Origin of the sequence: Microbacterium sp. 22296, from assembly GCF_052045385.1 — a bacterium.
Classification (GTDB): domain Bacteria; phylum Actinomycetota; class Actinomycetes; order Actinomycetales; family Microbacteriaceae; genus Microbacterium.
Map to the genome: position 1 here is coordinate 21,397 of NZ_JBQEOS010000006.1, position 24,459 is coordinate 45,855.

Annotated in this window: 33 protein-coding genes; 14 read left to right on the forward strand and 19 right to left on the reverse strand. The window is 70.4% G+C overall.

From position 1 onward, the window contains the following. Window positions 1-54: 54 nt before the first annotated feature. Genes ACTJJP_RS12240 through ACTJJP_RS12250 form a run of 3 tightly spaced genes read right to left on the reverse strand, consistent with a single transcriptional unit; the run spans window position 55 to window position 2,295 of the window. Entirely contained in the window at window positions 55-555 is a 501-nt protein-coding gene (locus ACTJJP_RS12240; RefSeq protein WP_440775278.1) for an N-acetyltransferase family protein, read from the reverse strand. Between the two features lie 19 nt (window positions 556-574). Next, window positions 575-1,528 carry a dipeptidase gene (locus ACTJJP_RS12245; RefSeq protein WP_440775279.1) on the reverse strand — a complete coding sequence of 318 codons (954 nt, stop codon included), beginning with the start codon at window positions 1,526-1,528 and terminating at the stop codon, window positions 575-577. Between the two features lie 2 nt (window positions 1,529-1,530). Further along, window positions 1,531-2,295: a sulfurtransferase gene (locus ACTJJP_RS12250; RefSeq protein ID WP_440775280.1), complete on the reverse strand. Its 765-nt coding sequence runs from the start codon at window positions 2,293-2,295 to the stop codon at window positions 1,531-1,533. A gap of 118 nt (window positions 2,296-2,413) precedes the next feature. Here ACTJJP_RS12250 and ACTJJP_RS12255 point away from each other — a divergent pair, with 118 nt between their 5' ends. From ACTJJP_RS12255 to ACTJJP_RS12265, 3 genes are read left to right on the forward strand one after another with little or no spacing between them, the layout of a single operon-like run. Further along, window positions 2,414-3,220 (forward strand): glycosyltransferase family 2 protein, encoded by an 807-nt coding sequence (locus tag ACTJJP_RS12255; protein ID WP_440775281.1) that lies wholly within the window; start codon window positions 2,414-2,416, stop codon window positions 3,218-3,220. Beyond that, window positions 3,217-4,050, forward strand: coding sequence for an endonuclease/exonuclease/phosphatase family protein (locus ACTJJP_RS12260; RefSeq protein ID WP_440775282.1), 834 nt, complete (start codon window positions 3,217-3,219; stop codon window positions 4,048-4,050). Before ACTJJP_RS12255 ends, ACTJJP_RS12260 begins: the two co-directional genes overlap by 4 nt. Window positions 4,051-4,090: 40 nt before the next feature. Further along, window positions 4,091-4,756: a hypothetical protein gene (locus ACTJJP_RS12265; protein ID WP_440775283.1), complete on the forward strand. Its 666-nt coding sequence runs from the start codon at window positions 4,091-4,093 to the stop codon at window positions 4,754-4,756. 161 nt (window positions 4,757-4,917) lie between these two features. On the opposite strand, the gene ACTJJP_RS12270 is transcribed toward ACTJJP_RS12265, so the two are convergent. Then, the gene (locus ACTJJP_RS12270; RefSeq protein WP_440775284.1) at window positions 4,918-6,447 is read right to left on the reverse strand and encodes a catalase; all 1,530 of its coding nucleotides are present in this window, start codon (window positions 6,445-6,447) and stop codon (window positions 4,918-4,920) included. Between the two features lie 197 nt (window positions 6,448-6,644). Between ACTJJP_RS12270 and ACTJJP_RS12275 the strand changes: the two genes are divergently transcribed. Next, the gene (locus tag ACTJJP_RS12275; protein ID WP_440775285.1) at window positions 6,645-6,860 is read left to right on the forward strand and encodes a DUF2945 domain-containing protein; all 216 of its coding nucleotides are present in this window, start codon (window positions 6,645-6,647) and stop codon (window positions 6,858-6,860) included. Between the two features lie 227 nt (window positions 6,861-7,087). On the opposite strand, the gene ACTJJP_RS12280 is transcribed toward ACTJJP_RS12275, so the two are convergent. Together ACTJJP_RS12280 and ACTJJP_RS12285 are read right to left on the reverse strand one after the other, a co-directional pair. Beyond that, window positions 7,088-8,527 (reverse strand): cryptochrome/photolyase family protein, encoded by a 1,440-nt coding sequence (locus ACTJJP_RS12280; RefSeq protein ID WP_440775286.1) that lies wholly within the window; start codon window positions 8,525-8,527, stop codon window positions 7,088-7,090. Further along, on the reverse strand, window positions 8,524-8,793 hold the full coding sequence (locus tag ACTJJP_RS12285) for a DUF2256 domain-containing protein (protein WP_440775287.1): 270 nt from the start codon (window positions 8,791-8,793) through the stop codon (window positions 8,524-8,526). The genes ACTJJP_RS12280 and ACTJJP_RS12285 overlap by 4 nt, the downstream gene beginning before the upstream one ends. Here ACTJJP_RS12285 and ACTJJP_RS12290 point away from each other — a divergent pair. Then, a complete protein-coding gene (locus tag ACTJJP_RS12290) occupies window positions 8,792-8,920 on the forward strand; it encodes a hypothetical protein (RefSeq protein ID WP_440775288.1) in 129 nt (42 codons plus the stop codon). The genes ACTJJP_RS12285 and ACTJJP_RS12290 overlap by 2 nt on opposite strands. A 95-nt stretch (window positions 8,921-9,015) precedes the next feature. Here the strand turns inward: ACTJJP_RS12290 and ACTJJP_RS12295 are convergent, their stop codons facing one another. Together ACTJJP_RS12295 and ACTJJP_RS12300 are read right to left on the reverse strand one after the other, a co-directional pair. Beyond that, window positions 9,016-9,507 (reverse strand): pyridoxamine 5'-phosphate oxidase family protein, encoded by a 492-nt coding sequence (locus ACTJJP_RS12295; RefSeq protein WP_440775289.1) that lies wholly within the window; start codon window positions 9,505-9,507, stop codon window positions 9,016-9,018. Window positions 9,508-9,558: 51 nt separating this feature from the next. Next, window positions 9,559-9,933, reverse strand: a complete 375-nt coding sequence (locus ACTJJP_RS12300) for a biopolymer transporter Tol (protein ID WP_440775290.1) — start codon at window positions 9,931-9,933, stop codon at window positions 9,559-9,561. Between the two features lie 532 nt (window positions 9,934-10,465). Here ACTJJP_RS12300 and ACTJJP_RS12305 point away from each other — a divergent pair. Both ACTJJP_RS12305 and ACTJJP_RS12310 read left to right on the forward strand, forming a co-directional pair. Beyond that, on the forward strand, window positions 10,466-10,669 hold the full coding sequence (locus ACTJJP_RS12305; protein ID WP_013583139.1) for a cold-shock protein: 204 nt from the start codon (window positions 10,466-10,468) through the stop codon (window positions 10,667-10,669). Window positions 10,670-10,919: 250 nt separating this feature from the next. Beyond that, window positions 10,920-12,023: a fatty acid desaturase family protein gene (locus ACTJJP_RS12310; protein ID WP_440775445.1), complete on the forward strand. Its 1,104-nt coding sequence runs from the start codon at window positions 10,920-10,922 to the stop codon at window positions 12,021-12,023. A gap of 165 nt (window positions 12,024-12,188) precedes the next feature. Here ACTJJP_RS12310 and ACTJJP_RS12315 read toward each other — a convergent pair whose 3' ends face one another. Continuing rightward, on the reverse strand, window positions 12,189-12,692 hold the full coding sequence (locus ACTJJP_RS12315; protein WP_440775291.1) for a metallophosphoesterase family protein: 504 nt from the start codon (window positions 12,690-12,692) through the stop codon (window positions 12,189-12,191). Between the two features lie 171 nt (window positions 12,693-12,863). On the opposite strand from ACTJJP_RS12315, the gene ACTJJP_RS12320 reads away from it, so the two are divergent. Further along, window positions 12,864-13,247 (forward strand): DUF3054 domain-containing protein, encoded by a 384-nt coding sequence (locus tag ACTJJP_RS12320; protein ID WP_440775292.1) that lies wholly within the window; start codon window positions 12,864-12,866, stop codon window positions 13,245-13,247. A 43-nt stretch (window positions 13,248-13,290) separates the two neighbouring features. Here ACTJJP_RS12320 and ACTJJP_RS12325 read toward each other — a convergent pair whose 3' ends face one another. Next, window positions 13,291-13,803 carry a glycine cleavage system protein R gene (locus ACTJJP_RS12325; protein WP_440775293.1) on the reverse strand — a complete coding sequence of 171 codons (513 nt, stop codon included), beginning with the start codon at window positions 13,801-13,803 and terminating at the stop codon, window positions 13,291-13,293. A gap of 60 nt (window positions 13,804-13,863) precedes the next feature. On the opposite strand from ACTJJP_RS12325, the gene ACTJJP_RS12330 reads away from it, so the two are divergent. Further along, window positions 13,864-14,142: a DUF6412 domain-containing protein gene (locus tag ACTJJP_RS12330; protein ID WP_440775294.1), complete on the forward strand. Its 279-nt coding sequence runs from the start codon at window positions 13,864-13,866 to the stop codon at window positions 14,140-14,142. Between the two features lie 159 nt (window positions 14,143-14,301). Then, entirely contained in the window at window positions 14,302-15,033 is a 732-nt protein-coding gene (yidC, locus tag ACTJJP_RS12335; RefSeq protein WP_440775295.1) for a membrane protein insertase YidC, read from the forward strand. A 78-nt stretch (window positions 15,034-15,111) separates the two neighbouring features. Here the strand turns inward: yidC and ACTJJP_RS12340 are convergent, their stop codons facing one another. From ACTJJP_RS12340 to ACTJJP_RS12350, 3 genes are all read right to left on the reverse strand, one after another. Then, window positions 15,112-16,359, reverse strand: coding sequence for an MFS transporter (locus ACTJJP_RS12340; RefSeq protein ID WP_440775296.1), 1,248 nt, complete (start codon window positions 16,357-16,359; stop codon window positions 15,112-15,114). A 120-nt stretch (window positions 16,360-16,479) separates the two neighbouring features. Beyond that, window positions 16,480-16,695: an SCO4848 family membrane protein gene (locus ACTJJP_RS12345; protein WP_440775297.1), complete on the reverse strand. Its 216-nt coding sequence runs from the start codon at window positions 16,693-16,695 to the stop codon at window positions 16,480-16,482. Between the two features lie 254 nt (window positions 16,696-16,949). Then, window positions 16,950-17,291 carry a TraR/DksA family transcriptional regulator gene (locus ACTJJP_RS12350; protein ID WP_440775298.1) on the reverse strand — a complete coding sequence of 114 codons (342 nt, stop codon included), beginning with the start codon at window positions 17,289-17,291 and terminating at the stop codon, window positions 16,950-16,952. Window positions 17,292-17,343: 52 nt separating this feature from the next. On the opposite strand from ACTJJP_RS12350, the gene ACTJJP_RS12355 reads away from it, so the two are divergent. After that, complete coding sequence (locus tag ACTJJP_RS12355; RefSeq protein WP_440775299.1) at window positions 17,344-17,700, forward strand: DUF2834 domain-containing protein; 357 nt, start codon at window positions 17,344-17,346, stop codon at window positions 17,698-17,700. Window positions 17,701-17,853: 153 nt separating this feature from the next. Here ACTJJP_RS12355 and ACTJJP_RS12360 read toward each other — a convergent pair whose 3' ends face one another. Further along, on the reverse strand, window positions 17,854-18,714 hold the full coding sequence (locus ACTJJP_RS12360) for an SDR family oxidoreductase (protein ID WP_440775300.1): 861 nt from the start codon (window positions 18,712-18,714) through the stop codon (window positions 17,854-17,856). Window positions 18,715-18,806: 92 nt separating this feature from the next. On the opposite strand from ACTJJP_RS12360, the gene ACTJJP_RS12365 reads away from it, so the two are divergent. From ACTJJP_RS12365 to ACTJJP_RS12375, 3 genes are all read left to right on the forward strand, one after another. After that, window positions 18,807-19,175, forward strand: coding sequence for a winged helix-turn-helix transcriptional regulator (locus ACTJJP_RS12365; protein ID WP_440775301.1), 369 nt, complete (start codon window positions 18,807-18,809; stop codon window positions 19,173-19,175). A 3-nt stretch (window positions 19,176-19,178) separates the two neighbouring features. Beyond that, window positions 19,179-20,246, forward strand: a complete 1,068-nt coding sequence (locus ACTJJP_RS12370) for an FUSC family protein (protein ID WP_440775302.1) — start codon at window positions 19,179-19,181, stop codon at window positions 20,244-20,246. A 118-nt stretch (window positions 20,247-20,364) separates the two neighbouring features. Further along, window positions 20,365-21,018: an LON peptidase substrate-binding domain-containing protein gene (locus ACTJJP_RS12375; RefSeq protein ID WP_440775303.1), complete on the forward strand. Its 654-nt coding sequence runs from the start codon at window positions 20,365-20,367 to the stop codon at window positions 21,016-21,018. 200 nt (window positions 21,019-21,218) lie between these two features. On the opposite strand, the gene ACTJJP_RS12380 is transcribed toward ACTJJP_RS12375, so the two are convergent. From ACTJJP_RS12380 to ACTJJP_RS12400, 5 genes are all read right to left on the reverse strand, one after another. After that, window positions 21,219-21,995 carry an isocitrate lyase/PEP mutase family protein gene (locus tag ACTJJP_RS12380; protein WP_440775304.1) on the reverse strand — a complete coding sequence of 259 codons (777 nt, stop codon included), beginning with the start codon at window positions 21,993-21,995 and terminating at the stop codon, window positions 21,219-21,221. Further along, the gene (locus tag ACTJJP_RS12385) at window positions 21,992-22,666 is read right to left on the reverse strand and encodes an SDR family oxidoreductase (protein ID WP_440775305.1); all 675 of its coding nucleotides are present in this window, start codon (window positions 22,664-22,666) and stop codon (window positions 21,992-21,994) included. The genes ACTJJP_RS12380 and ACTJJP_RS12385 overlap by 4 nt, the downstream gene beginning before the upstream one ends. Before the next feature lie 90 nt (window positions 22,667-22,756). Further along, entirely contained in the window at window positions 22,757-23,155 is a 399-nt protein-coding gene (locus ACTJJP_RS12390; protein ID WP_440775306.1) for a YchJ family protein, read from the reverse strand. A gap of 23 nt (window positions 23,156-23,178) precedes the next feature. Next, the gene (locus ACTJJP_RS12395; protein ID WP_440775307.1) at window positions 23,179-23,658 is read right to left on the reverse strand and encodes a phosphoribosyltransferase family protein; all 480 of its coding nucleotides are present in this window, start codon (window positions 23,656-23,658) and stop codon (window positions 23,179-23,181) included. 224 nt (window positions 23,659-23,882) lie between these two features. Continuing rightward, window positions 23,883-24,422, reverse strand: coding sequence for a hypothetical protein (locus tag ACTJJP_RS12400; protein WP_440775308.1), 540 nt, complete (start codon window positions 24,420-24,422; stop codon window positions 23,883-23,885). Between the last annotated feature and the right edge of the window lie 37 nt (window positions 24,423-24,459).

The following is a 24,459-nucleotide window of genomic DNA, read 5'->3' on the forward strand; positions in this document are numbered from 1 at the left end:
AGATCTGCGCCCCGATGAGCCGAACGCGCCCCAGACCCGGGCGGGGAGTTCTCGCTACGCGCGCGCCGCGAGGGCTGCGAGCACCTCGCCGGTGACCCGGCGGGTCGTCCACTCCTCCATCGCCTCGGCGCCGAGCGCCCGGTAGAACCCGATCGCGGGCTCGTTCCAGTCGAGCACGGTCCACTCGAGGCGCGTGTACCCCTTCTCGACGCACTCCGCGGCGAGCGCGGCCAGCAGCGCCGCACCGTAGCCCTTCGCGCGGTACTGCTCGTGCACGTAGAGGTCTTCGAGCCAGATGCCGTGACGCCCCGTCCACGTCGAGTAGGTGAGGAACCAGACCGCGATCGCCCGGATGCCGCCCTCGGGACCCTCCACGACGAAGGCGAACGCGCGGGGATCGGCACCGAAGAGCGTCTCGACGATCATCTCGGCGGTGTTGTCGACGGCATCCGGCTCGCGCTCGTATTCGGCGAGGGCCTGGATGCAGGCGAGGATGCCCGTCTCATCGCCCGCGCGGGCGGGGCGCAGGACAGCACCGTCGGTGAGAGTCGTCATGCACTGAGGCTATCGAGGGTCAGGGCAGCGGATGCCAGCTCTCGCGCGCCACGCGCCGGAAGTTCCCGCCCAGCACCGCGGCGATGTCCTCGTCGCCCCACCCGTGATCGCGCAGGTGCGCGCCGAGGTCGACGAACGTCTCGGGCGGCATCCACTCGACCGGTCCCCATGCGGTGTAGCTGGCGTCGTAGAGGTCGGGGCTCGTGGCGAGGACGGCGCGGAACGTCTGCCAGTCGAACGAGAAATCGGTGCTGACGCCGACGTGATCGATGCCGACGACCTCGACCGCGTACTCGAGATGCCGGGTCATTGCCGACAGCGTCGGGGTGTTGGGCCCGAGGAAGATGCCGACCCCGGTGATGCCGACCACTCCCCCGGTGTCGGCGGCGGCACGGGCCTGATCGTCGGTGAGGTTGCGGGGGTGGTCCCACACCGCGCGCATGTTGGAGTGACTGAAGACAACGGGCCCCGTCGACACCGCGCACATGTCCAGCGTGGTGCGCGCCCCGACGTGCGACCCGTCGGGCACCGCGCCGCGCGCGTTCAGCTCGCGCACCAGGTCGCGTCCCCAGGGGGTGAGGCCGTCGTCGACCGCGTCGAGACAGCCGCCGCCCGCGCGGTTCGCGACGTTGTAGGTCGGGGCGAGCGTGCGGACCCCCCGCGCCACGAGCGGGCCCACCGCATCCAGGTCTCCGCCGAGCGGGGCGCAGTCCTCGAGGTCGAAGACCACGGCGGTGTCTCCGGCGGCGGCGATCCGGTCGACGTCGGCGACCGACGCGGCGAGTGCGAGACCGTCGATGCGCGCGATCTGCGCCCGGAACGCGGCGAGCAGCGACGACGTGACCTCCGGACCGTGGGGCGCGTACCCGACGTTCAGGGAGACCAGGCCACCTCCCGCGGGGCGGTAGCGATGCAGGTCGGTGAGGTCGGCGGTCTCGACGAGCTCGACGCAGGCGTGCTGGTCCCAGAGCACGATCAGGCCCCGGGCGAGGAGGTGAGGGGGGCGGGCGCACGCACGGGCGTCAACCCAGGGTCCAGCGCCTCGCGCCCGTCGAAGACGAAGCAGTCGCCGTTCCAGTGCGCATCGCCCTGCGCATCGAACCAGCCCAGGATGCCGCCGTCGAGCTGATACGCCTCGACCCCCTCGGACCGCAGGTACAGCGCCGCCTTCTCGCAGCGGATCCCCCCGGTGCAGAAGCTCACCACCGTCTTGTCGGCGAGGTCGTCGCGGTGGCTGCTCGCGGCATCCGGGAACTGGGTGAACCGTTCGATGCGCCAGTCCAGGGCGCCGGCGAAGGTGCCGTAGTCCACCTCGAACGCGTTGCGGGTGTCGACGAGCACGACCTCGCGGCCGTCGTCGTCGGCACCGCGGTCGAGCCAGCGACGCAACGTCTCGGGACTCACCGCCGGGGCCCGACCGTCCTGTGGACGAACGTCGGGGCGGTCCATGCGGATGATCTCGCGTTTCACCTTCACCAGGAGCCTGTGGAAGGGCACGCCGTCCGACCAACTCTCCTTCGCGCGGAGCGCGGCGAAACGCTCGTCAGAGCGGAGCTCGCCGACGAAGCCGCGCAGGGCGTCGGCGGGACCTGCGAGGAACAGGTTGATCCCCTCCTCGGCGAGCAGGATCGTGCCCCGAAGGCCGGCGGCCACCGCCCGCTCGCGCAGCGTCGCGCGCAGCGCGCCGGGGTCGGCGATGCGCGTGAACAGGTACGCCGAGACGTTGAGGACGGGTGCCATGGCATCCACCCTACGAAACCCCGCACGTGTGCGTGTCATCCGGACCTGCGGGCGTCAAGCCGCGAAACGCGTGGGCGCGCATCGCCTAGCGTGAGAGGACTCGTCCCCGGGAGGAAGCGTGCCTCAAGGCTCCGCGTCGTCGACCGCGACCGTGTCGGTCGTCATCCCCGTCCGCGACGACGGTCCGCACCTCAGGCGTTGCCTGCAGGCGCTGGCCGCGCAGACGGTCGCCGCCGATGAGGTCGTCGTCGTCGACAACGGCTCCTCCGATGACAGTGCCGACATCGCCCGCGCCGCGGGGGCGCGAGTGGTGTTCTGCGGCGAACGCGGCATCCCCGCGGCGGCCGCCACCGGGTACGACGCCGCGCAGTTCGATCTCGTCCTGCGCCTCGACGCCGACAGCCTCCCCGCGCCCACCTGGGTCGCGAGCATGGTGGAGGCCCTCGGCGACGCCGACGTGGATGCCGTCACCGGCGGCGCCGTGTTCCACGACGGACCCGTCTCGCGACGCGTGACGATGGCCCGTGTCTTCCTCGGCACCTACAACGCGTTCGCGTTCCCCGCTCTCGGCCACACACCGTTGTGGGGGTCGAACATGGCGTTCCGTCGCCGGGCATGGCTCGCCGTGCGCGACGAGGTGCACCTCGACCCCGAACTGCACGACGACCTCGATCTGGCGTACCACCTCGGCGTCGGTCACCGCATCCGCGCCGTCTCGGGTCGGCACATGCGCGTGTCGTCGCGCACGGTCGAGCCGCGACGGTTCGCTCGGTGCTTCCGCCGCGGGGCGGGCACGGTGTTCGCGCACTGGCCGGATGACCTTCCCCCGGCGCGGTGGGTGCGAGTGTGGCGCGGGCGTCGGCCGCAGGACTCCCCTCCGATCGGGGTCGGTGCCGCAGACCGCGACGAGACGGCCCGCGGATGACCGGCATTCTGTTCCCGAACGCGGAGGCCCCCGACCTGCACGTGATGAGCTTCAACATCCGGCGGCGCTTCGAGCGCATCACCTGGCCGTCCGCCGATCGCTGGTCGACGCGCAAGCAGCGTCTGCGCACGTTCCTCGGCGCCAACCGCCCCCATCTGCTGGGTTCGCAGGAGGCCCTGCCCGATCAGGCGCGATGGGTGCAGGAGTCGCTGGGCTCGCAGTACGGGCAGATCGGTCTCGGGCGCGGCAAAGACCGTGGCGGCGAGGGCACGCCCCTGTTCTACGACCGCGACCGCATCGAGGTCGAGCACTGGGAGCAGGTGATGCTCTCCGACACCCCCGACGTCCCGGGTTCGACGGGGTGGGGGAACACCATCCCCCGTGTCGCCGTCATCGCCCATCTGCGCGATCGCGCCACCGGCGCCGGTTTCGCCTTCGTCAACACGCACTTCGACGCCTTCTCGCACCGTGCGAGACGACGCTCTGCGACGTGGTTGCACGAGCTCGTCGCCGCGCGCGGGGGCCCGCTGCTGTTCACGGCCGACGTCAACGCGCACATCCGTTCGCGCGAGCTCGCCGAGATGTTCGCCGAGGGGCTGCTCGTGGACACGTGGTCGTACGCGCCGGCTCGCCGCACGGCCGAGTGGGGCACGTTCAACAACTACCGGCGCCCCAAGCAGGGTGCGCGGCGGATCGACGCGGTGCTGGCGACGCCCGACATCGGGGTGAGGGCCGTCGGAATCGACCCGCGCCCGACGGGAACGCAGTGGCCGAGCGATCACCTGCCCGTTCAGGCCGTCGTGCGCATTCCGGGCGGATCCGCCCCGTGATCACCCGCGCGACACCGGAGGGATGCCGATGATCCGGGCCATGTACGCCAACCTGAAGCGCCCGCCGCGCACCGTCACAGACTGGCTGGCCGACGCGGTGCGCGCCTCGGCGATCGTGCTCGTGCTGGTGTCGCTGTTCACGCTGCCGTTCACCGACTTCGCCGTGTTGTCGATGTCGCTGCCGGCTGTGATGCTGTCCCGGATGATCGGGCTGCGGTCGGGGCTCGACCTGATCACCTGCGTGACGGTGTTCGTCGCCGCCGGCAGCAATGTGCTGGAGCTGTACCGGGCGTGGACGGGGTGGGACCTCATCGTGCACCTGGTGTGCACGGGAGTGCTGGCGGCCGTCGCGCTGGTCCTTCTCGACGATGCGGGCGTGGTTGCTCCGACGGGACGTGGGCGTACCCCGATCGTGGTCGCCGCGATCGCCGGCCTGGCGCTGTCTGCGGTGTGGGAGATGATCGAGTGGTTCGGCTACCGCTTCATCACGGATGCCATCTTCGTGACCTACGACGACACCATCGGCGACATGATGGCGGGCGGCGTGGGGGCGCTTCTCGTGGGTGTCGTGGCATCCCGCTTCCGGCTGACCCGCGCGGATCGAGCGCCCCTCCGAGCGAGGCTGGCGAAGCGGGTACTCCGCGAACGTAGCCGTCGGGTTCTTCCGGGAGGACACAGCCCTTCGGCGAGCCGGGTGCTCCGCTAACGCGTCCGCAGGGTTCCTGTGCGGCGCCACGGCGTTCAGCGCACAGAATGCGCCGCGAACGCGACCGTCGGGCTGCCGTGAGACGGCATTCCACTGACCGACTCGCTGCCATGGGCAACAGTCCGGTCGGCGAGATGCCGTCTCACGGGCGGGACGGTGGGTCAGATCCTCCCCGCGACGTCCGTTCCGACGAGGTCGCCGTCGGGGTTCGGCTCGCTGAGCTGCTCACCCGGCGCCGTCGAGCCCTCGAGCGGCGGCAGGGCTGCTTCGACGCGGGAGCCGATCCCGGCGTCGACGTTCTTCCAGTACTGCACGGCCCGATCGCGCACGTCGGCGCGCGTGACTCCCCCGACGTGTCCGGTGATCGTCTCGACGAGGCGATCGCGCTCCTCGGCCGACATGACCTCGCGCACGAGGGTTCCCGCCTGACCCCAGTCGTCGTCCTCAGGGTGCAGGGTCGCCGCCGAGCGCACGAGCTCGCCGTCGCTGTGCCATCCGCCGTCCCCGGCGCGACGCGGGTCGGCGGCGGGGCCGCCCACCGAGTTCGGCGCGTAGACGGGAACCTCGGGCGGGTTGTACTCGTAGCGCATCGCGCCTTCTTTCGAGTACGAGTGCACCTCGGTGTGCGGACGGTTCACCGGCAGCTGCTGGTAGTTGGTGCCGACGCGGTAGCGGTGCGCGTCGGCGTAGCTGAAGATGCGCGCCTGCAGCATCTTGTCGGGGCTGCCGTCGATGCCGGGGACGAAGTTCGACGGCTCGAAGGCCGCCTGCTCGATCTCGGCGAAGTAATTGCCCGGGTTGCGGTTGAGCTCCATCGTGCCGACCTCGATCTCGGGATAGTCGCTGTGCGGCCACACCTTGGTCAGGTCGAACGGGTTGAAGCGGTAGGTCTTGGCATCCTCGTAGGGCATGATCTGCACCTTGAGCGTCCACGTCGGGAACTCGCCCCGCTCGATCGCGGCGTACAGGTCGCGGATGTGGAAGTCGGCGTCTTGACCGGCGATCTGGTCGGCCTCGTCCTGCGTGAGGGTCTTGTGGCCGAGGTCGGTGTGGAAGTGGTACTTCACCCAGAACCGCTCGCCCTCGGCGTTGATCCACTGGTAGGTGTGCGAGCCGTAGCCGTTCATGTGACGCCAGGATGCCGGGATGCCGCGGTCGCCCATGAGCCAGGTGACCTGGTGCGCGCTCTCGGGCGAGAGCGTCCAGAAGTCCCACTGCATCGTGTTGTCGCGCAGGTGGCTACCGGGGAGGCGTTTCTGCGACCGGATGAAGTCGGGGAACTTGATGCCGTCCTTGACGAAGAAGACGGGGGTGTTGTTGCCGACCAGGTCGTAGTTGCCTTCGGTCGTGTAGAACTTCAGCGAGAACCCGCGGGGATCGCGCCAGGTGTCGGGGCTGCCCTGCTCGCCGGCGACCGACGAGAAACGCGCGAGCATCTCGGTCTCGACGCCGGGCTGGAACAGCGCGGCACGCGTGTACGCCGACACGTCTCCGGTCGTGCGGAACGTGCCGAAGGCCCCGCCGCCCTTGGCGTGCACGACGCGCTCCGGGACCCGTTCGCGGTTGAACTGCGCGAGCTTCTCGATGAGGTAGTGATCGGTCAGCGCGATCGAGCCGTCGGCTCCGACGCTCTGCGAATGCTCGTCACTGGCGACGGGCGCGCCGCCGTTCGTGGTGGTCGGCTCGGTCATGGCTCTCCTCACGTCGTGGGCCGCGGACGAATGGCCCGCATCCGACGCTACGCACCCCCTCCGACATCACGCAGGCGTTGCGCATCGTGCGCGAAGCACCTACTGTCCCGCGGCTGTCAATCCCCCGCAGCCCCCTCCGACGCCTCGCGAGCATGGGCGCACACCAACAGACCGCTACCACCGGGAGAGGACACGACATGTCGAAGGATCTGTCGAAGGGCGATCGCGTCAGCTGGGACACCCCGCAGGGCAGGACCCAGGGCGAGGTCGTGGAGAAGAAGACGAAGGACTTCCAGCACGACGGCCAGAAGTTCACCGCGTCGGACGACGACCCGGCGTACCTCGTGAAATCGGAGAAGTCGGGCGCGACGGCGGCGCACAAGGGCTCGTCCCTCAACAAGCTGAAGAGCTGACCCGCGCGGACCCTTCGACGGGCCCGGTGACCGCGCAGGTCCTCGAGTCCGTCGAAGGGACCGACACCGTCCCCGGTGGCTTCGACAAGCTCAGCCACCCCCCGAACAGGCCTGTGCGCCCGTCGAAGGGACCGACACCGTCCCCGGTGGCTTCGACAAGCTCAGCCACCTCCCCGAATAGGTCCCTGAGCCCGTCGAAGGGACGCGAGCCTCACCCTCCCCGCCGGCTAGTGCTTCGCGTCCCGCCGCTTGCGCATCTGCGCCAAGGCCAGGCTCAGCCGGTGATTACCCGCCAACACGTCTTCGTGGCGTTCGAGGAATTCCCAGTACGCATCCGTGAACACCGAATCCTTGGCATCCTGAGCCGAAGGCCACCACGAGCCCATCTTCTGCAGGTACGCCCCACCCGAGACGTAGGGCTTGGTGGCGACGAACCCGCCGTCCGCGAACTGGCTCATGCCCATGACATTGGGCACCATCACCCAGTCATAAGCGTCGACGAACAGCGCGAGGAACCACGCGTTCACCTGCCGCGGCGCGTAGCCCTGCAACAGGAACCAGTTGCCCAGCACCATCAGCCGCTCGATGTGGTGGGCGTAGCCCCACCGGTGCACCCGCTCCAGCACCGTGCGCACCGGGACCGGGAGGTCCTTCGGCATCCGCTCTCCCGAGTACCAGTACTTATGGATGCGCTTCTCGAGGTGCAGCGCGTTGACGTGCTCGAGCTCCGGGTGCGCGCGGTACATCCCGCGCATGTACTCGCGCCACCCGATCACCTGCCGGATGAACCCCTCGACGGATGCCAGCGGCGCGTCGGTGCGAGAGGCGGCGGCGACCACCTCCTCGACCGTCAGCAGGCCGATGTTCAGCATGGGCGAGATGATCGCGTGGAAGAGGAACGGCTCGTCGGCCTTCATCGCGTCTTCATACCGACCGAAGTCGTGCAGCCGTTCGGCGACGAACACGTCGAGCCAGTCGCGGGCGTCCTCCGGGGTCACCGGAAGCCAGAAGTCCCCCGCCGAGCCGGGGTGTTCGGGGAACAGCTCATCGACCTCCGAGATCACCGCCCGGGTGATCTCGTCGTGCTCGGGCTGCGGGAGTGGCGGGATCTCCACGCCCTTCCTGGGGAGCGCCTTGCGGTTGTCGGCGTCGAAGTTCCACCGGCGCCCCGCGGGCTTGCCCCCGTCCATCAGGATGCCGGTGCGCCGGCGCTGCCAGTGATAGAAGTCCTCCATCAGCGGCTTCGGGTGCTCGGCGAACCAGCCGTCGACCTCCTCCTCGGGGGTGAGGAACAGCCCGTCCGGCAGCACGTCGGTGTCGACGTCGTGGTCGGCGCAGATCGCGGCGATGCGCTCATCGACGGGACGGTTCGGGTCGCTCATCCACGTCAACTCGGTGACACGACGCTTCTTGAGGAGGCTCTCCAGGCCCGCCTTGAACGGGACGTCGTCTCCGAGGGTGATCCGGCGGACCGTCTTGCCCTCGGCCTCCAGCCGGGCGGCAGTGTGCCGCATGGCGGAGGTCAGCAGCACGATCTTGTGCCGGTGGTACGGGATCTTGCGCCAGCGCGGAGCGGACTCGATGAAAAAGAACTCCTCGATTCCGTCGTCGGCGTATGCGGGATGCTCGGCGAACTGCTGCGTCGCGAGGATCAGGGCCGCCCTCACGCGCGCCGCCTCTGCTTCGCCGCGTTCGCCCGGCATCCGCGCGAGCAATAGAGCACCTGGTCCCACTGATCGCGGCCGCTCCAGCGCTTCCGGTCGGTGAACGGGCGCCCGCAGAATGCGCAGGGCTTGGAGCGCACCTCAGGTCGTGACATGCCGTCATCGTCGCAAGGGGGCGCCCCGCCCCGTGGGGGCTTGCGCTGGCACGGGGATCCGGTTCGCGCAAGGCCCGCGCGCGATGCACCGCGACCGTGGTCGGCTGACCTCATGGACAACACCCCCGATCGTCCCCTCGACGACGCAGACAGCCCCGACGAGCTCGAGACCGCCCCCGGGGCGCGCATGCCCGACTCCACCGACGACGACGGCACACCGATCGAGAACCCGTCGGGCTGAGCGCAGAAAGGCCCGGCGCGTGCGACCGGACCCGGGGGTCGGACGGAGAAACCCGATCCGACTCCCGGGTCAGGTCAGCGGGCCGGACCCCTCTGTCATTCCGGGAGGTCGAACTTCTCGTTCTCCCCGCCCCGGGGGCGCTCGCCGGTGACCTTCGACGTCACCAGTGCGATGGCGGTGGCGATGCGCCCGCCCGCGCTGCCCCAGTACTCGCCACTGAGGGTGTTCACGCGCAGCAGGGTGACGCCCGGCGACTCGGGGCCGTCGGGGAACCAGGCCTCGACGCTGGTCGACCACAGCTCCTTGAGCTTGGCAAGGTCGTCGACCACCTCGGCGTCGCCCGCGAGCGACAGCCACGTGCCGTCGGAACTGAACGACAGGCCGACCTTCGGGTCGCGTCGCACGTGCGCGACGGCGGAGGCGTGCGTCCCCACGATGAACCACAGGTCGCCGTCGCTCTCGGTCTCCTGGACCGTCAGCGGGTGCGCGTGCAGAGCCCCGTCTTCCGCACGCGTGGTGACCATCGCGAAGCGGAACTTCTTCAGCAGCTCGTTGAGCTTCTCGAGCTCGGATCCGGTGGATGACATGTCATTCCTCTCGTCGAAGCCTCCACCCCACCGCGCGGGCGAGCGTCGTCGCTACGTGTTGACGTCGGCGTCGTCGTCTGCTCCGGCCGCGCGACCGCCGTCGGCCGGCGGGGCGAGGCGGTCGAGCTCGTCGAGGGCCGCCCGGGCGCGCTCCACGCGCACCGGCACCGCGTCGTCCCACCACCGGGGACCGCGTTCGCCCAGGCCCGCCTTCGCCACCCCCACGCGGTGGCGCACGGCGGTCAATGCGGCGGGATCCTCGGAGCGCTTCGCCGTGCGCACGGCCGCGCGAGCCCGTCCCAGGTGCGAGCGCAGGCGGTCGGCGACGTCGACGGGGAGGGCCGGGTCCGTACGGCGCCAGCGACGACCGTCGACGACGAGCCATCGTTCGTCGTCCGAAGAGTCTCCCGCGTCGCCGGATGCCATGGCTCCAGTGCAGCCGACGACGTCGACCGGGGGAAACGCTCCCGCACCGTTCGTCCTTCCGTGCTAGTGTGGAGATTATTCATTCTGGGACATGCTTCATCGACGCCCGCCTCATCGCTGAGATGCCGGGCGCACGGCGCCGAGCCGTTCATGACAGCAGTTCCTCCCCTCACCATCGCGTGCACGCTCGACGGCTTCGGTCCTCGCGTCGCACTCGCGGAAAGTTCTTGTGTCTCTGCTTCACCCCTCGCCACTGTCGTGGCGCCAGGCCGATCTCGACGTCTATGTCGCGATGGCTGGATCCGATTACGCCGGTTTCGTCGGCGCGGGCACCTCGGGCTTCGAAGCCCAGGGTCCGCTCGGCGAGAATCTCGGCTTCCACGTCTCCGTCGACGCAGCCCAGGCTGCAGTCGACGGTCACCGCGTCCGCGCTACCGATTCGGTATCGCGGCGTCCCCGTCCGCTCCGCACTCGTCGGAGCGGCGCCCACGGTCGCGTCTGCGGCCCAACATGAATAAAAAGGAAGAACACGATGGCCACTGGCACCGTGAAATGGTTCAACTCCGAAAAGGGCTACGGCTTCATCGCTCCCGATGACGGCTCCGCCGACCTGTTCGCGCACTTCAGCGCGATCCAGGGCAACGGCTTCAAGGAGCTGACGGAAGCGCAGAAGGTCGAATTCGACGCCGAGCAGGGCCCCAAGGGCATGCAGGCGGCGAACATCCGCCCCCTCTAAGCTCCGCTGAGACCCGGAAGCCGGGCTCGTCGCAGACGCGATGGGTCCGGCTTCCGGTGTTTCCGGGCCCGCCGTGACACCGGTGTCGTCCGAGTCGGGCACGTGTCCGTTTGCCGTGAGGCTCCTGCACGTGTGGATGTATTCCGGGGGCCCCATACGAGGGCACGTAGTGTGGGCCTCAACCCGGGTGACCACCCGGCTCCCGACCCGCGTCACCCCCGATCCGAGGAGAAGTTTCATCGCCTCCACCATCGTCGAGTCCCGCCTCGGCCCCGTTCGTCAGACGTATTCCGGCACCACCGAGTTCCCCCCCATCGCCAAGGCCTACACAGAGCTGTCGCAGGTCGTCCGCGAGAGCGGACTCTTGGCTCGAACCCCCCGTTTCTACCTTCTCGTCGCGATCGCGGTCGGGCTCGGCTTCGCCGGCGCCATCACCGGATTCATCCTTCTCGGCGACAGCTGGTACCAGCTGTTGATCGCCGCCGCCCTCGGCATCCTGTTCACCCAGGTCGCGTTCCTCGCACACGAGGCGAACCACCGCCAGATCCTCACCTCGGGTCCCGCCAACGATCGCCTCGCGCTGATCATCGGCAACGGCGTCGTCGGCATGAGCCAGTCGTGGTGGGCGTCCAAGCACACCCGGCACCACGCCAACCCGAACCGCGTCGGCAAAGACCCCGACATCGAGATCGACACGATCTCGTTCCTCGACGAAGACGCCGCCAAGGCCCGCGGCGTCCAGCGCTGGATCACCCGGCGTCAGGGGTGGTTGTTCTTCCCCCTCCTCACGCTCGAGGGGCTGAATCTGCACGTCCTCGCCCTCCGCCACCTGTTCTCGCGCGAAGAGATCAAGGGTCGCTGGCAAGAGATCGGCCTGCTGACGTTGCGCCACGCGCTCGTGATCACCCCGGTCTTCCTCTTCTTGCCGCTCGGTATGGCGTTCGCGTTCCTGGGTGTGCAGCTCGCCGTGTTCGGCGTGTACATGGGCGCGTCGTTCGCCCCGAACCACAAGGGCATGGCCGTCATCGCCCCCGGCGCCAAGCTCGACTTCTTCAGCAAGCAGGTGCGCACCTCGCGCAACATCCGCGGCGGCTGGTGGGCGACGTGGCTCATGGGCGGCCTGAACTACCAGATCGAGCACCACCTGTTCCCGAACATGGCGCGCCCGCACCTCAGCCGTGCACGCTCCATCGTCCGCGAGCACTGCAAGACCCTCGGCGTACCCTACGTCGAGACGTCCCTGCTGGAGTCCTACGGCATCGTCATCCGGTACCTGAACGAGGTCGGTCTCGCCGCTCGCGATCCCTTCGACTGCCCGCTGACCGGATCGACGCGTCACCTCTCGGTGAAGTAAGACCCTTCGACGAAGGCGCCGTCCCCGTGAGGGGCGGCGCCTTCGTCGTTCCCCCGCCGGTGCGATGCACGCCGTCGCGCGGGCCGACCACCCTCACGTAGGCGCCGCGCACAGGAGCCCCGCGGCCGTGCGGGAAGCCGGCCGAGCAGCGCGAGGGCCGAGGGGTCAGGCGGGGCGGATCTCGTGCAGCTCGACGTCACGGACATCGCCCTCGACGAGGGTCAGCGTCATGAACGTGCATGCGGGTTGGCGCCGACGATCGGTGGGCGAACCGGGGTTCAGCAGCCGCAGACCGTTCGGGGTCACCGTGTCCCACGGGATGTGGCTGTGACCGAAGACGAGCAGGTCCGTGTCGGGGAATGCGGCATCCATCCGCTTCTCCCGCCCGTTCGCGGCGCCCGTCTCGTGCACGACGGCGACCCGCACGCCGTCGATCTCGGCGCGTGCGATCTCCGGCAGGCGTGAGCGCAGGTCGTCGCCGTCATTGTTGCCCCAGACGCCCAACACGGGCCCGAGAGCGCTCAGCTCATCGAGCACCGCGACGGTCACCCAGTCGCCGGCGTGCGCGATCAGATCGACGTCGGATGCCGCGCGTCGGACGGCCTCCGGGAGGAGGCGCGCCCGCTTCGGCACGTGGGTGTCCGCCACGAGGAGCAGTCGGGTCGCCATTCCCCCACGCTACCCACCGGTGGGACCTGTGCGCCGCGGATGCGACCCTACGGAGGGGCGCCCTCTCGACCGCATCGCGGAGCGAGCCGCCCGCCCCGGCGACGAGGGAGACGCGAGGAGGCGGGATCGACGCCGCGCGGTGACCACCCGGCGACCGACGACAATGGGAGGGTGCCCACACCTCGCCGCTTCCCCGTCATCCCCCTGATCGTGGATGCCGTTCTGGTCATCCTCTTCGCGGGAATCGGTCGAGCCACCCACGAGGGCGATGCCTTCGGTCCGTTCGGTACAGGGCTGGCGACGACGGCCTGGCCGTTCCTGGTCTCCCTGCTGGTGGGATGGTCGGTCACCCGCGCCTGGCGTCGCCCCCTCGCCGTCCTGCGGACCGGCCTGCCCGTATGGGCGGTGACGGTCGTGCTCGGAATGATCTTGCGGGCGCTCAGCGGTCAGGGCGTCGCCGCGGCGTTCGTGATCGTCGCGACGATCACGCTCGCACTGTTCCTCCTCGGCTGGCGGGGGCTCGCTCTTCTGGCGTCACGGGCGCGTCGCGCCTGACCGCCCCGCGCCGACGCCGGGGGTGCCCCGGGCGGCGTCGATCTCAGTCGCTGAGCGAGACGTCGACCTGGATCTCAGCCGCGAGTCGCTCGAGCTCGGCGACGAGGTCGTCGACCTCCACCCCGTCGACCAGGCCCACGGTGATCACGGCTTCGAACAGGCGTCCGCCGGCCATCGCGGCATCCGTCGTCTGCGTCGACATGCGCTCGATGCTCACCCCGCGGGCGTTGAGCGCGGCAGAGATCTCGCGCACGATGCCCGGACGGTCGTTTCCGACCACGTCGAGGATCACGCTGCGCGGGACGGATGCCGACGCGGCGGCCGAACCCGTGTGCACGGTCACCGCGAGCGTCCCGGCCAAACCCTCCAGCGCTCGGCGCAGCGCGTCGGCGCGATCGGCGGACACCGAGACCTCCACGATGCCCGCGAAGGCACCGGCGAGTTCGGCGAGCTCGCTGTTCTCCCAGTTGCCGCCGTGGGTGTCGACGATGTCGGCGACGGCGGAGACGAGTCCGGCGCGATCGTCGCCGACGACGGTGAGCACGAGGGTGACCATTCCGAAAGCGTAGCGAGCACGGCGCTGATACCGTGGAGTTTCCGCCGAGGGGGTGAGCACGTGATCGCATCGATGATCGCCCTGCTCAACCTGCTGCTCGTCTCGGCGGAGTCGGCCCTCGCGCCGGGCGACGGCGCTCCCCTGCTCGCGGTCGTGCTGGCGGCAGCGGTCGTCGTCACCGCGGCGATCGTCCTGGTGATGCTGCCGGTCCTGACGGCTCACACTCCCCCGCCGTCCGCGCGACCCATCGATGCGTCGGCCCCGCTCACCCAGAGCGACCCCGACGCCGCCGGGCATCCGCGTCCGCGCGCCCCGGGGCTCGGCGTCCGCACCGCGTAGTCCCGCACGTCCCGCCTCCGCCGGCGGGGATCGTGGCATCCGGGATCCGCGGTGCCGGTCACTCGCGCATCCGCGGCCCGACGCTCGCTCCCGAGATGAGGCACGCCTGCGCCCCGTGACCGATCCGCCCCGTGATCGCCTCACCCGAACGGACGCCCCGTGGACCTTTTCGCCCTGCCCCCTCTCGCCCTCCTGCTCGACCTCGCCACACGAGCGATGCTCGCTCTGACAACCCTGCTCGATCCCCTAGCCGGTTCGACGGCCGCCGCCCTCGCCGTCGTCGTCGTCACCCTCGTGGTGCGGCTCGCGCTCATTCCGGTCGGGGTGTCGCAGGCGCGGGCCGAACAGAGTCGCGCCCGCCTCGCGCCTCGACTCCGCATGCTCCGGGAGCGGTGGGCGCGCAACCCCGAGCGCCTGCAGCGCGAAGCACTGCAGCTCTACCGTGACGAGGGGGCCTCGCCCCTCGCGGGCTGCCTGCCGGTCCTGGCTCAGGCGCCCGTGGTCGGTCTGCTTTACGCCGTGTTCCTGCATGACACCGTCGGAGGACACGCGAACGAATTGCTGGCCGACGAGCTGTTCGGTGTCCCGCTCGGTCGGAGCCTCGTCGGTGCGCTGTCGACGGGAACGACGGATGCCGCGACCCTGGCCGTCGTCGGCACGCTCGTCGCCGTGATGGCCCTCGTGGCCGAGATGACGCGGCGGCTGCTGCGTCCATCCGTCGACCCGACCACGCCGCCATGGGTGACGGGTCTGGGGGGTGTCGTGCACTTCAGCACCGCGGTAGTGGCCGCGTTCGTTCCGGTGGCGGCCGGTCTCTACCTGGCCGTTACGAGCGTGTGGACCCTCGCGCAACGTCTGCTGCTCCGGCGGCGCTACCCGTTGCCCTCGTGACGCGGCAGCCGTCGCCCGACCGGGGCCGTGCGGCGGGTGCGACTCGCGACCCGACGCGGCGGTGGGGCCACCGACCGGTCAGACCGCGCGCACCGCAGCATCCCACCGCGGCGACGCGGACGCATTGACAGCGGCCGTCGCGAGCACCAGGAGTGCCGCCGCGGCCGGGAACAGCATGGCCGTCGACACCGACACGCTCTCGGCCACGGCCCCGGTCACCGCCGACGCCGCGGCCTGCGCGAGCGTCAACGCCGAGGCGAGGAGGGTCATCGTGGAGGCGGTGCGTCCGCGCGGTGCACGAGCACCGGCCACGCTGAACAGGGTGACCAGTGAGGGGCCGACCCCGATGCCCATCAGGCACAGCACCGCGGTCACCGTGGCGACGGAGCCGCCCACCGTGTACGCGCCGGCCGACGCGGTGAGCACGACCGCGAAGACGATCAAGCGCCACCGCAGCGTGAAGCGCGTCGGGAGGACGGCCACGGCGAGCGCCAGCACGGCCGATCCCACGCCCATCACCCCGTAGAGGAGGGCTCCCGCCTCGGGCGCGCCCTGCGCCTCCATGAACGCGGTGAGGGAGGTCAGCGTCGAGCCGAAGAACAGACCGACACCGAAGACCGCCGCCACGAGCACGAGCATGCGCGGATGCAGCAGTTCCCTGAACGGTGCCATCGCCTCCCGCTCGGACCGCTCGGGAACGGCGCGCCCGGTCGGGTGGAGGGCGAAAACGGTCACGAACACGAAGCTCAGCACCGCTGCACCGGCGATCGGCGCCCACGGCGCGATGAGGGCGGCCAGCACACCCACGACGAACGGTCCGATGACGAACGCCGTCTCGTCGGCGGCCGACTCGTACGCCATCGCGCGCGAGAACGTCCGCTCGCGGCGGCCGGGATGCACACGTTCCCCGATCAGGGCCATCACCCGCGTCCGCGACATCGCCGCGGTCTGCGGACCGGTGAGGCCGATGGCCATCGCCGCGGCGAGAAGAACACCCTCGACCGTCGCCGTAGCCACGACCAGAGGGAACACCGCCAGCAGGATGCCGTTGAGCACCCCGACCGGCACGAGCACGCGTCGCTGGCCGAAACGGTCGGCCAGGTCGCCGAGCACGGGGCCGGCGATGACGACGCCGAGTCCGACCGCGGCGGAGGTCAGTCCGCCGAGAGCGACGGATCCGCGCGCGGCGACGACGAGGGCGAGGACGCCCACCGTCATCATGGCGAAGGGCAGCCGCGCGATGAAGGCGACCGGGAAATACCACGCACCGGTGTGGTGGATCAACGGACGGTGGGCGACGGCGCTCGGCGACGAGGGCGATGTCATGTATCGGTCTCCGGGGGGCGGGGGAACGTGCCGCCTTGCCGCACCGGGCAGGTAGTTACACCGTGACGGGGAGGATCCCGCGGCGTCAGTCTACCCGCGGCGTTCCGTCCGGGCTCGGAATCAGCCCACCAGCGCCGCGATCGCGGCGATCACCGACGCCACCGCGAGCACGAGGGCGATCGCGATCAGCACCGTATGCACGATGAGGAACGGCGTGGGCTTCCCGGCCGCGTCCCGCGCGCGAGGATCCTTCGCGATCCTCGGGTAGAACCGCGGCCAGACGACGGCGTTGAACACGGCGTTGGCGAACAGCAGCACGATCAGCAGGGGTTCCACCCCTCGAGCCTACGCGTCAAGGGGGACGCGGGGCGCCGACCGGGGCGCCGCCCCGAGCACGAACTCATTCCCCGTGGCCGACGTGCCTCTCGCGCGAGGAGTCGCCCCGCACCGAACCGTGTTCGCGCGACGCACCCCTCGCTCGACGTCCCCCTCGCTCGACGCGCCTCACGCCCGACGCAGCCCTGGCCCGATGCAGCCCTCGCCCGACGCACCCCTCGCCCGACGCACCCCTCGCCGGTCGACGGCGACCCTCACGACGCGCACGCGATGCAGAACCGGGCGAAGGGCCGCGCCTCGAGCCGCGCGTCGGCGATCGGCTCTCCGCACCTCTCGCAGACGCCGAAGACACCGGATGCCACGCGCTCGCGCGCCGCGAGGATCTCGGCGTACTCCGCCTCGGCGCCGCGACGCAGCGCATCGACCTGCGCCCACTCCCCCGACAGGGTGGATCCCTCCGGATCGTGCTCATCGTCGGCGGTCGCGTCGGCGCGGTCGTGCCGCAGACCGTCCTCGTCCTCGCGGAGGCGGCCGAGGCGATGGACGACCTCGCGCTCACGATCCTCGAGCATGCGCGCTGCGGTGACGGCATCCATGCTCCGACGCTAGCCCCCACCACCGACATCGGGGCTGGGGCAGGATCAGCGCATGAGCGAACTCCGCCGTCACTGGACACCGACCGCCGTGGTCTTCCTCGTGTTGGCCGTCGCCGGCCTCGTGGGCACCTGGACCTTCAACGCCCTCGCCATCGTCCAGATGCGCGACTTCATCGGCGATCTCGTCTCCAGCGGTCCGGCGGTGTCGTCCATCACGGTCGATCTGCTGGTCGTCGCCGTCGCGGGAAGCATCTTCATCGTCGTGGAGGCCCGCCGCCTCGGCATGCGGTTCGCGTGGCTGTACATCGTGCTGTCGGGGATCACGGCGTTCGCCTTCACCTTCCCGCTCTTCCTCGCGATGCGTCAACGCCGCCTCACCGCCCGGGCCGCCGCCTTCGAGTCCCGCTGACGCCCCGCGACCACGGGGATGCTGACGCCCCGCGGCCCCGGGGATGAGGTGCCGGACCCCGTCGCGTGGCTGCGCCGACGACGGCGGAGCCCGATTCCTCACCCCCGCCGTCCGCTGCGGAACGCCGGCGCGCCGGGGCTCACGCGCCGCGTGTCAGCGCGTCGCGAGACCCTCGCGCAGACCCTCGACGAGCGGCGTCGTCGGACGTCCGAGGAGGCGGGACAGCGTCCCGTCGGTCTGCGCCAGCGCACCGCGCGCGATCGCGTCGTCGATCCCCGCGACGAAGGCCGCCGTCCCGGCATCCAGTCCCGCCGCCTCGAGACCGGCCGTGAGCTGCTCGATCGCGACCGCGGTGTACGTCACCGGGCGACCCAGCACCTCGGTCGCCGCGTGGGCGAGTTCGTCATACGTCCAGGCGACGTCCCCGCCCACTTCGAGCGTGCGCCCGGCCAGGTCGTCGGTGGCGAGGGCCAGGGCCGCGGCTTCCGCGTAGTCGCGACGGCTCGCGCTGGCGACGCGCGCATCACCGACGGCGGCGACGATCTCACCGGTGTCGGCGGCGCGGCCCACGGCATCCAGGTAGTTCTCCGTGTACCAGTTGTGGCGCAACACGGTCGCCGACAGACCGGAGGCGGCGATGGCCTCCTCCGTCGCTCGGTGGTCGGCCCCGAGGGCGTAGTCGATCTCGTCGACGCGGGGGGCGCTGGTGTAGACGAGTCGCTTCACGCCGGCATCGCGTGCCGCGGAGATGACGTTGCGGTGGCCACTGACACGGTCGGCGTCGGTACCCGAGATGAGCAGCACGCGATCGACACCCTCGAACGCGGGTGCAAGGGTCTGGGGACGGGCGTAGTCGAGCGCGACGACGCTCACACCGCGCGCGGCGAGGTCCTCGGCCTTCGACGGGGTCCGTACGCCCGCGACGATGTCGGATGCCGGCACACCGCGCTGCAGCAGCGCATCGATGACGAGGCGGCCGAGCTGGCCGGAGGCGGCGGTGACGAGAAGGGTCATGGGGTGTCCTTTCGATGGGTACGCCCTGTGCAACCTGCGCCGCACCCGCACATTCCGGAATGACGGTACCCACTTTCTGGTTAGGTACTCACATGAGCGTCAGTCTTGCCGATCTGCGGGGGCGCAACCCGCGGATCTTCACCGATGGGTGTCCCACCCGCACCGTGCTCGACCACGTCATGGGCAAATGGGGCGTGCTCGTGCTCCTCGCGCTGTCCGACGGCACCCAGCGCTGGGGTGTCCTTCGCCGTAACGTCGCGGGGATCAGCGAGAAGATGCTCGCCAGCACCCTCAAGACGCTGGAGGCGGACGGCCTCGTCGAACGCACCGCGTACCCCGAGGTGCCGCCGCGCGTGGAATACGCCCTCACCGACCGCGGCCGCGACCTGATGACCCGGGTCATCCCGCTCATGGAGTGGGTCGCCGACAACGCCGACGACATCGTCGCGCGGAAGGGGTGAGCGATGCGTCTTCCCGACTGGCGGCAGATGCGCGGGAGCGTGAACGTACGCACCCCGCGCCGCGTCCCGCTTCTGCAGGTGGCGAAATCCGCCCTCGCCATCGTCGCCGCCTGGTTGCTCGCCGGCTGGCTCGTGCAGGGTCCTCCCCCGATCTTCGCGGCGATCGCCGCTCTCCTGGTCGTGCAGCCGAGCATCAACCAGTCGTTCACCCGCGCCGTGGAGCGCAGCGTGGGCGTCATCGTCGGCGTCGTGATCGCGGCGCTCCTGGGTCTCGCGTTCGGTTCTCAGCCGTGGGTCGCCCTGCTCTCGGCCGGTGTCGCGCTCGTCGTGGCGTGGGCCGCCCGCATCTCGCCCGGTGCGACGAACCAGATCGCCATCAGCGCGCTCCTGGTCCTCGCCCTGGGCACCGCCACCCCGAACTACGCCCTCGACCGCGTTCTCGAGACGCTCATCGGCGCGGCCATCGGCATCGTCGTGAACGCCGTGCTCGTGCCGCCGGTTCTCGTGCTCCCGGCGCGCGACAAGGTCGACACGCTCGGACGCGAGCTCGCCGCCTCGCTCGAGCGGCTCGCGGACGCGCTCGAGACGGCGCAGACCCCGGCATCGCTCGAGGGTCTCCTCCTCGAAGCACGGCTGCTCCGGCCGGTTCGAGACGCCGCGGCCGACGCGCTCCGCGACGGCGAGGACTCGCTGGCCCTGAACCCCCGCAGTGGCCGCCATCGCACCGACCTCTCCGCCATGGGCGACCTGCTCGACCGGTTCACCCCGGTGGTCACCCAGACCGTGGGCATGACACGGGCGGTGTACGACGGTTACGACGCGTCGATCGTCGACGAACCCGCCGTCCTCGCGATCGCCGACCAGCTGCACCGCGCAGCCCACGACGTGCGCCTCGCCTTCGGACTCGATGTCGGCACCGGCCGCGGCATCGAGCCGTCCGCCGTCGAGGAACCGGCCCTGACGCGTCCCCTGCAGATCGCGACGCCGTCACCGGCGCACTGGGTGCTGGTCGGGTCGCTGCTCACCGATCTGCATCGCGTGCACGAAACCCTGCGCGGCGACGCGTTCTGACCGGTTCCACTCCGACGCGAGAGGTTCCGGATGCCACGCCCTCACGCCGAGGGGACGCGGGCTGCGAATCTTCTCCGCACGCGCCCTCGCCGCGCTGCGCGCTGGTTGACTGGACGACATGGGTACCGCGATGTTCCCCCTCGGGGCCGTCCTCTTCCCGCATACGCCGCTGGCGTTGCGGATCTTCGAGGAGCGTTACCTCGTCATGCTCGGCCGGCTCCTCGATGAGCCCGATCCGGCGTTCGGTGTCGTGCTCATCGAGCGCGGCACCGAGACCGGTGGCGGCGACCAGCGCTTCGCCCTGGGCACGATGGCGCAGCTGAGCCACGTCGTCCCCCAGGCGGGGCAGATGCAGATCGTCGCCCGCGGAACGGAGCGGTTCGAGATCGTCGAGTGGCTCGACGACGATCCCTACCCCCGCGCCGACGTTCGGGCACTGCCCGACCTGGAGTGGAACGACGCCCTGACACCGTTGCTGGAAGAGGCCGAACGGATCGTTCGACGCGTTCTCGCCCGCGCGCAGCAGTTCGGCGGCACGCGGTGGGATCCCGAGGTGGAGCTGTCGGGGGAGCCGCTCCCCCGCGCGTGGCAGCTGGCCGCGATCGCACCGCTGGGGGAGCTCGATCAGATGGATCTGCTGCGCTCCTCGACCCTGGGCGGGCTGCTGCGCGCGACGATCGATCTGACGTTGGCCGCCGAACCGCTGCTGGGCGATCCCGTGCCCGACGGCGTCATCGTCGTCGACGACGACAGCCCCGAAGACGACAACTGACAGCGGGCAACGACCTTTCCCCGGACGGGTGGTTCGGTCGACACCCTGCACTCGCGGCAACGGCCGGCGGCGTGTCTCGGTCCCGGAGTTTCGCCCGTCGCCGCGATCAGCCGCACATCACGGACGCCGGAGGAGCATTCCCTGCGCCCGAGGCCCGAGGAGGCCGCGTCCTGCGGCGCCCCGGGCCTCGAACGCTCCGCTCAGTTCAATTCACGCACGGTCGCGGGGATGACACCGTCGCGATAGAGGTCGATCGCGAGGTCCTGCAGCGCGGTCAGCGCGACGCGCTGCGTCTGAGGGCCGTACGAGATGCGCGCGACACCGAGCTCCTCGTATTCGGCCGCCGTCAACGCACCGGGCACTCCGATGACGCTGAGCCTGCGATCTCCCAGCCCCTCCACCAGACGGCGTGTCGTCTCGGCATCCAGCTTTCCCGGAACGAACACCGTGGTGGCACCGGCGGCGAGGAACGCGCGACCGCGCTCGACGGCATCCGCGATCTTGTCGTCGAGCGGCCGGTCGGCACCTTTGAGGAACACGTCGGTGCGCGCATTGAGCACGAAGGGCACGCCCTCCGCGTCGCCCGCCGCGATCACGGCCTCGACCGCGCGCACCGAATCGGCCAGCGGCTTCACCTTGTCTTCGACGTTCGCGCCGACGACTCCGACGCCGATCGCGCGGCGCGTGGTCTCGCCGGGGTCGCCGAAGCCGGAGTCGAGATCGGCGGTCACGGGTACGTCGACAGCAGCCACGATGCGACGGACGATGTCGAGCATGACGTCGAGCGGGATGTTCTCGCCGTCCTCGTATCCGAAGGTCGCGGCGATCGAGTGACCGGCGGTGGCGAGGGCTCTCGTCTCGGGCAACGACGCGACGGCCTTCGCCGAGACGACGTCCCAGATGTTGACGACGCGGAGGATCTCGGGCGCGGTGTGCAGGCGCGCGAAGACCTGCGCCTGTTCGGGGAGGGTGCTCACGCGTTCTCTCCCGACGTGCGGCCGGCGGTGTCGGCGATGGCTTCGGCGATGAGGTTCTCCCCCGCACCGAAACGGATGAAGCGGCCGATCGTCGCCGGCTGGACGAGCGCCGCGGCGACGACCGCCGCCACGTCGGCTCGTGAGACCTCGCCCTTGCCCTGGGGTGCGGTGGTGATGCGCCCCGTCGGGGGATCGAGCGTCAGGGTGCCCGGCCCGAGGATGGTCCAGTCCAACTCACTCGCGCGCAGGTGGTCGTCGGCGGCGAGCTTGGCGTCGGCGTAGGCGAAGAAGGAGTCGTCGGGGTCGATCCCGTGATCGGGCGTAGACCCGATCCACGACACCATGACGAAGCGCCGCACGCCCGCCTTCGCCGCGGCGTCGATCGCGCGCTGCGCCGCATCCCGGTCGACGGCGTAGGTGCGCTCGGCGCTGCCCCCGCCGGCACCGGCCGACCACACGACGGCGTCGGCACCCGAGAACGCGTCCGCCATCTCATCGACGTCGGCCTTCTCCACGTCGAGCACGAGGGGAACGCCGCCCGCCTGCTCTATGTCGTCGGATTGGTCGGCCTTCCGGATGACGGAGGTCGCCTCGTCTCCGCGATCGGCGAGAAGCCGCGCCACGTGCAGCGCGACCTTGCCGTGTCCTCCGATGATCACGATGCGTTCCATATCAGTGTCCTCCCACGTCGTCGATCGACATCTTCTCGATGACTCGACCGTACGCAGCACCTCCGACATCGGTGGGCGGGGTTGACGCCCTCAGCCGACGTCTCCGTCGAGGTACACCCATCGACCGCCGCGTCGGACGAACCGGCTGCGTTCGCGCAGTTCTCCGTCGGTCCCGTGCTGGCGCCACGTCGCACGGAACGCCACGACCGCGGCATCCCCGTCCTCCGCGGCGTGCTCGATGACGAGGCCCTGCCACGATGTGCCGTCGTCGAGGTCGATCTCGTCGGGTCGCGTGCGCGGATGCCACGACCGCGCGAGGTGGGCCCTGTCACCGACGACGAACGCCGTGTATCGCGAACGCATCAACCGCTCGGCGCTGGGCGCGGGCGTCCCCTCGAGGATCGGCCCGCAGCACCGCCCGAACGCCTCGCCCCCGCAGGGGCACGCCGCCTGCGCCGAGGGACGTGTGGACGCCGACCCGAAAGACATTCCGCCACTCTAGGCCGCGCGGCTCACGGCAGCTCGCGCACGTGGAGCAGGGAGCGCACCCGAGCGCGGCGCCGTAGATCCGGCCGCTGCAGAGCGTCGACCACGACCGCCGCGCCGACCCAGGAGGCCCCGCTGAGATCGACGATCCGTCGACACGCCTCCAGCTGCGCTCCCGTGTCGACCCAGTCGTCGACGAAGAGCACCCGGTCCCCCGCCTGCAGCAGAGCGCGTCGCACCCCGAGGCTCAGGTGCCGGTCGCGGTAGTCCGGACCGGTGGTCGTCTCCCACCATGCGTCACTGTCGACGACACGGGGCGGATCCTTCCGCACCTCCGCGAACCCCACGCCGAGCGCGTTCGCCACGAGCACCCCGAGCAGACTCCCCCGCGACTGCGGCCCCATCACGACCGTCGGCACATCGTCGGCGAAGAGCTCTGCGAGGCTCGGACCGATGCGTGCGATGATCCCCGCGTCGCGCCACCACCCCGTCACGTCGGCGCTCATGGATGGGTCGGTGCAATCGCCCCGCCACCGGAAGGTTCGCTGCAACTCGCTTCGGATACCGGACACGCTTCATTCTGTCCGCCGCTTCCGAGCCGCCGGAACGCCCGTCCGCCGGGTGAAGTCGCGCACACGAGGACCCCGGTGTCGAGCTGCGCACTCGGGTGCCCGGATCGAACACGTGACCGACCACACCATGCTCTTCGCGCGGACGTGCCGGCGGCGGTCTAGCTGTCCCACAGCGCGAGGAGGGCTCGCACCGTCGTCTCGTACTGCGGGCGGTCGAAGCGAAGCGTGAAGACGGGCACGTCTTGCTCCGGCTCGAAAGGGTGCCATGAGTCTTGGTACCCCACGCTCCGCCATTCGACCGTCGTATCCAAGACCCGGACATCGGCGCTCACGCCGCCGCAGTCCAGACCCCCGCACCCCGGGCAGAACAGCAACCCGACACGGCCGTCGTCGTACCGCACCCGCGAATCCCTCTCGGAGACGTCCTGCCCGAGGAGCACGCGAAGACTTCCGATCGCGAGCTCGTCGGCGTGAGAACCTTCGCTCAAGAATGTGATGTCCTCGCACTTCCGGCCGTTGGAGAGAATCAACCGATCACGCAGCGGTCGACCGTCGACGGTCCAGTCGAGATATCTCAGCGGCGCGATGGCGACTTCCTCCGCACGAAGCCGCAGGAACCCGCGCCACACGGTTCTCCACTGTTCACGCTCCGCCCATTCGACACCCAGCACGGCGAGGGGGTCGGCTTCCGGGGACACGGGGCCGAGCTTATCGACGAGACCGGAGGCCGGCGCC

What these genes read in the sequence shown, in the direction of transcription:
- ACTJJP_RS12285 (WP_440775287.1), bottom strand. Translation starts at nt 8,793, where the DNA reads ATGAGGTCAGCCGACCACGGTCGCGGTGCATCGCGCGCGGGCCTTGCG.
- ACTJJP_RS12290 (WP_440775288.1), top strand. Translation starts at nt 8,792, where the DNA reads ATGGACAACACCCCCGATCGTCCCCTCGACGACGCAGACAGCCCCGAC.
- ACTJJP_RS12265 (WP_440775283.1), top strand. Translation starts at nt 4,091, where the DNA reads ATGTACGCCAACCTGAAGCGCCCGCCGCGCACCGTCACAGACTGGCTG.
- ACTJJP_RS12240 (WP_440775278.1), bottom strand. Translation starts at nt 555, where the DNA reads ATGACGACTCTCACCGACGGTGCTGTCCTGCGCCCCGCCCGCGCGGGC.
- ACTJJP_RS12315 (WP_440775291.1), bottom strand. Translation starts at nt 12,692, where the DNA reads ATGGCGACCCGACTGCTCCTCGTGGCGGACACCCACGTGCCGAAGCGG.
- ACTJJP_RS12385 (WP_440775305.1), bottom strand. Translation starts at nt 22,666, where the DNA reads ATGGAACGCATCGTGATCATCGGAGGACACGGCAAGGTCGCGCTGCAC.
- ACTJJP_RS12270 (WP_440775284.1), bottom strand. Translation starts at nt 6,447, where the DNA reads ATGACCGAGCCGACCACCACGAACGGCGGCGCGCCCGTCGCCAGTGAC.
- ACTJJP_RS12370 (WP_440775302.1), top strand. Translation starts at nt 19,179, where the DNA reads ATGCGTCTTCCCGACTGGCGGCAGATGCGCGGGAGCGTGAACGTACGC.
- ACTJJP_RS12365 (WP_440775301.1), top strand. Translation starts at nt 18,807, where the DNA reads ATGAGCGTCAGTCTTGCCGATCTGCGGGGGCGCAACCCGCGGATCTTC.
- ACTJJP_RS12375 (WP_440775303.1), top strand. Translation starts at nt 20,365, where the DNA reads ATGGGTACCGCGATGTTCCCCCTCGGGGCCGTCCTCTTCCCGCATACG.
- ACTJJP_RS12355 (WP_440775299.1), top strand. Translation starts at nt 17,344, where the DNA reads ATGAGCGAACTCCGCCGTCACTGGACACCGACCGCCGTGGTCTTCCTC.
- ACTJJP_RS12260 (WP_440775282.1), top strand. Translation starts at nt 3,217, where the DNA reads ATGACCGGCATTCTGTTCCCGAACGCGGAGGCCCCCGACCTGCACGTG.
- ACTJJP_RS12350 (WP_440775298.1), bottom strand. Translation starts at nt 17,291, where the DNA reads ATGGATGCCGTCACCGCAGCGCGCATGCTCGAGGATCGTGAGCGCGAG.
- ACTJJP_RS12275 (WP_440775285.1), top strand. Translation starts at nt 6,645, where the DNA reads ATGTCGAAGGATCTGTCGAAGGGCGATCGCGTCAGCTGGGACACCCCG.
- ACTJJP_RS12325 (WP_440775293.1), bottom strand. Translation starts at nt 13,803, where the DNA reads ATGGTCACCCTCGTGCTCACCGTCGTCGGCGACGATCGCGCCGGACTC.
- ACTJJP_RS12305 (WP_013583139.1), top strand. Translation starts at nt 10,466, where the DNA reads ATGGCCACTGGCACCGTGAAATGGTTCAACTCCGAAAAGGGCTACGGC.
- ACTJJP_RS12250 (WP_440775280.1), bottom strand. Translation starts at nt 2,295, where the DNA reads ATGGCACCCGTCCTCAACGTCTCGGCGTACCTGTTCACGCGCATCGCC.
- ACTJJP_RS12300 (WP_440775290.1), bottom strand. Translation starts at nt 9,933, where the DNA reads ATGGCATCCGGCGACGCGGGAGACTCTTCGGACGACGAACGATGGCTC.
- ACTJJP_RS12395 (WP_440775307.1), bottom strand. Translation starts at nt 23,658, where the DNA reads ATGAGCGCCGACGTGACGGGGTGGTGGCGCGACGCGGGGATCATCGCA.
- ACTJJP_RS12390 (WP_440775306.1), bottom strand. Translation starts at nt 23,155, where the DNA reads ATGTCTTTCGGGTCGGCGTCCACACGTCCCTCGGCGCAGGCGGCGTGC.
- ACTJJP_RS12340 (WP_440775296.1), bottom strand. Translation starts at nt 16,359, where the DNA reads ATGACATCGCCCTCGTCGCCGAGCGCCGTCGCCCACCGTCCGTTGATC.
- ACTJJP_RS12295 (WP_440775289.1), bottom strand. Translation starts at nt 9,507, where the DNA reads ATGTCATCCACCGGATCCGAGCTCGAGAAGCTCAACGAGCTGCTGAAG.
- ACTJJP_RS12360 (WP_440775300.1), bottom strand. Translation starts at nt 18,714, where the DNA reads ATGACCCTTCTCGTCACCGCCGCCTCCGGCCAGCTCGGCCGCCTCGTC.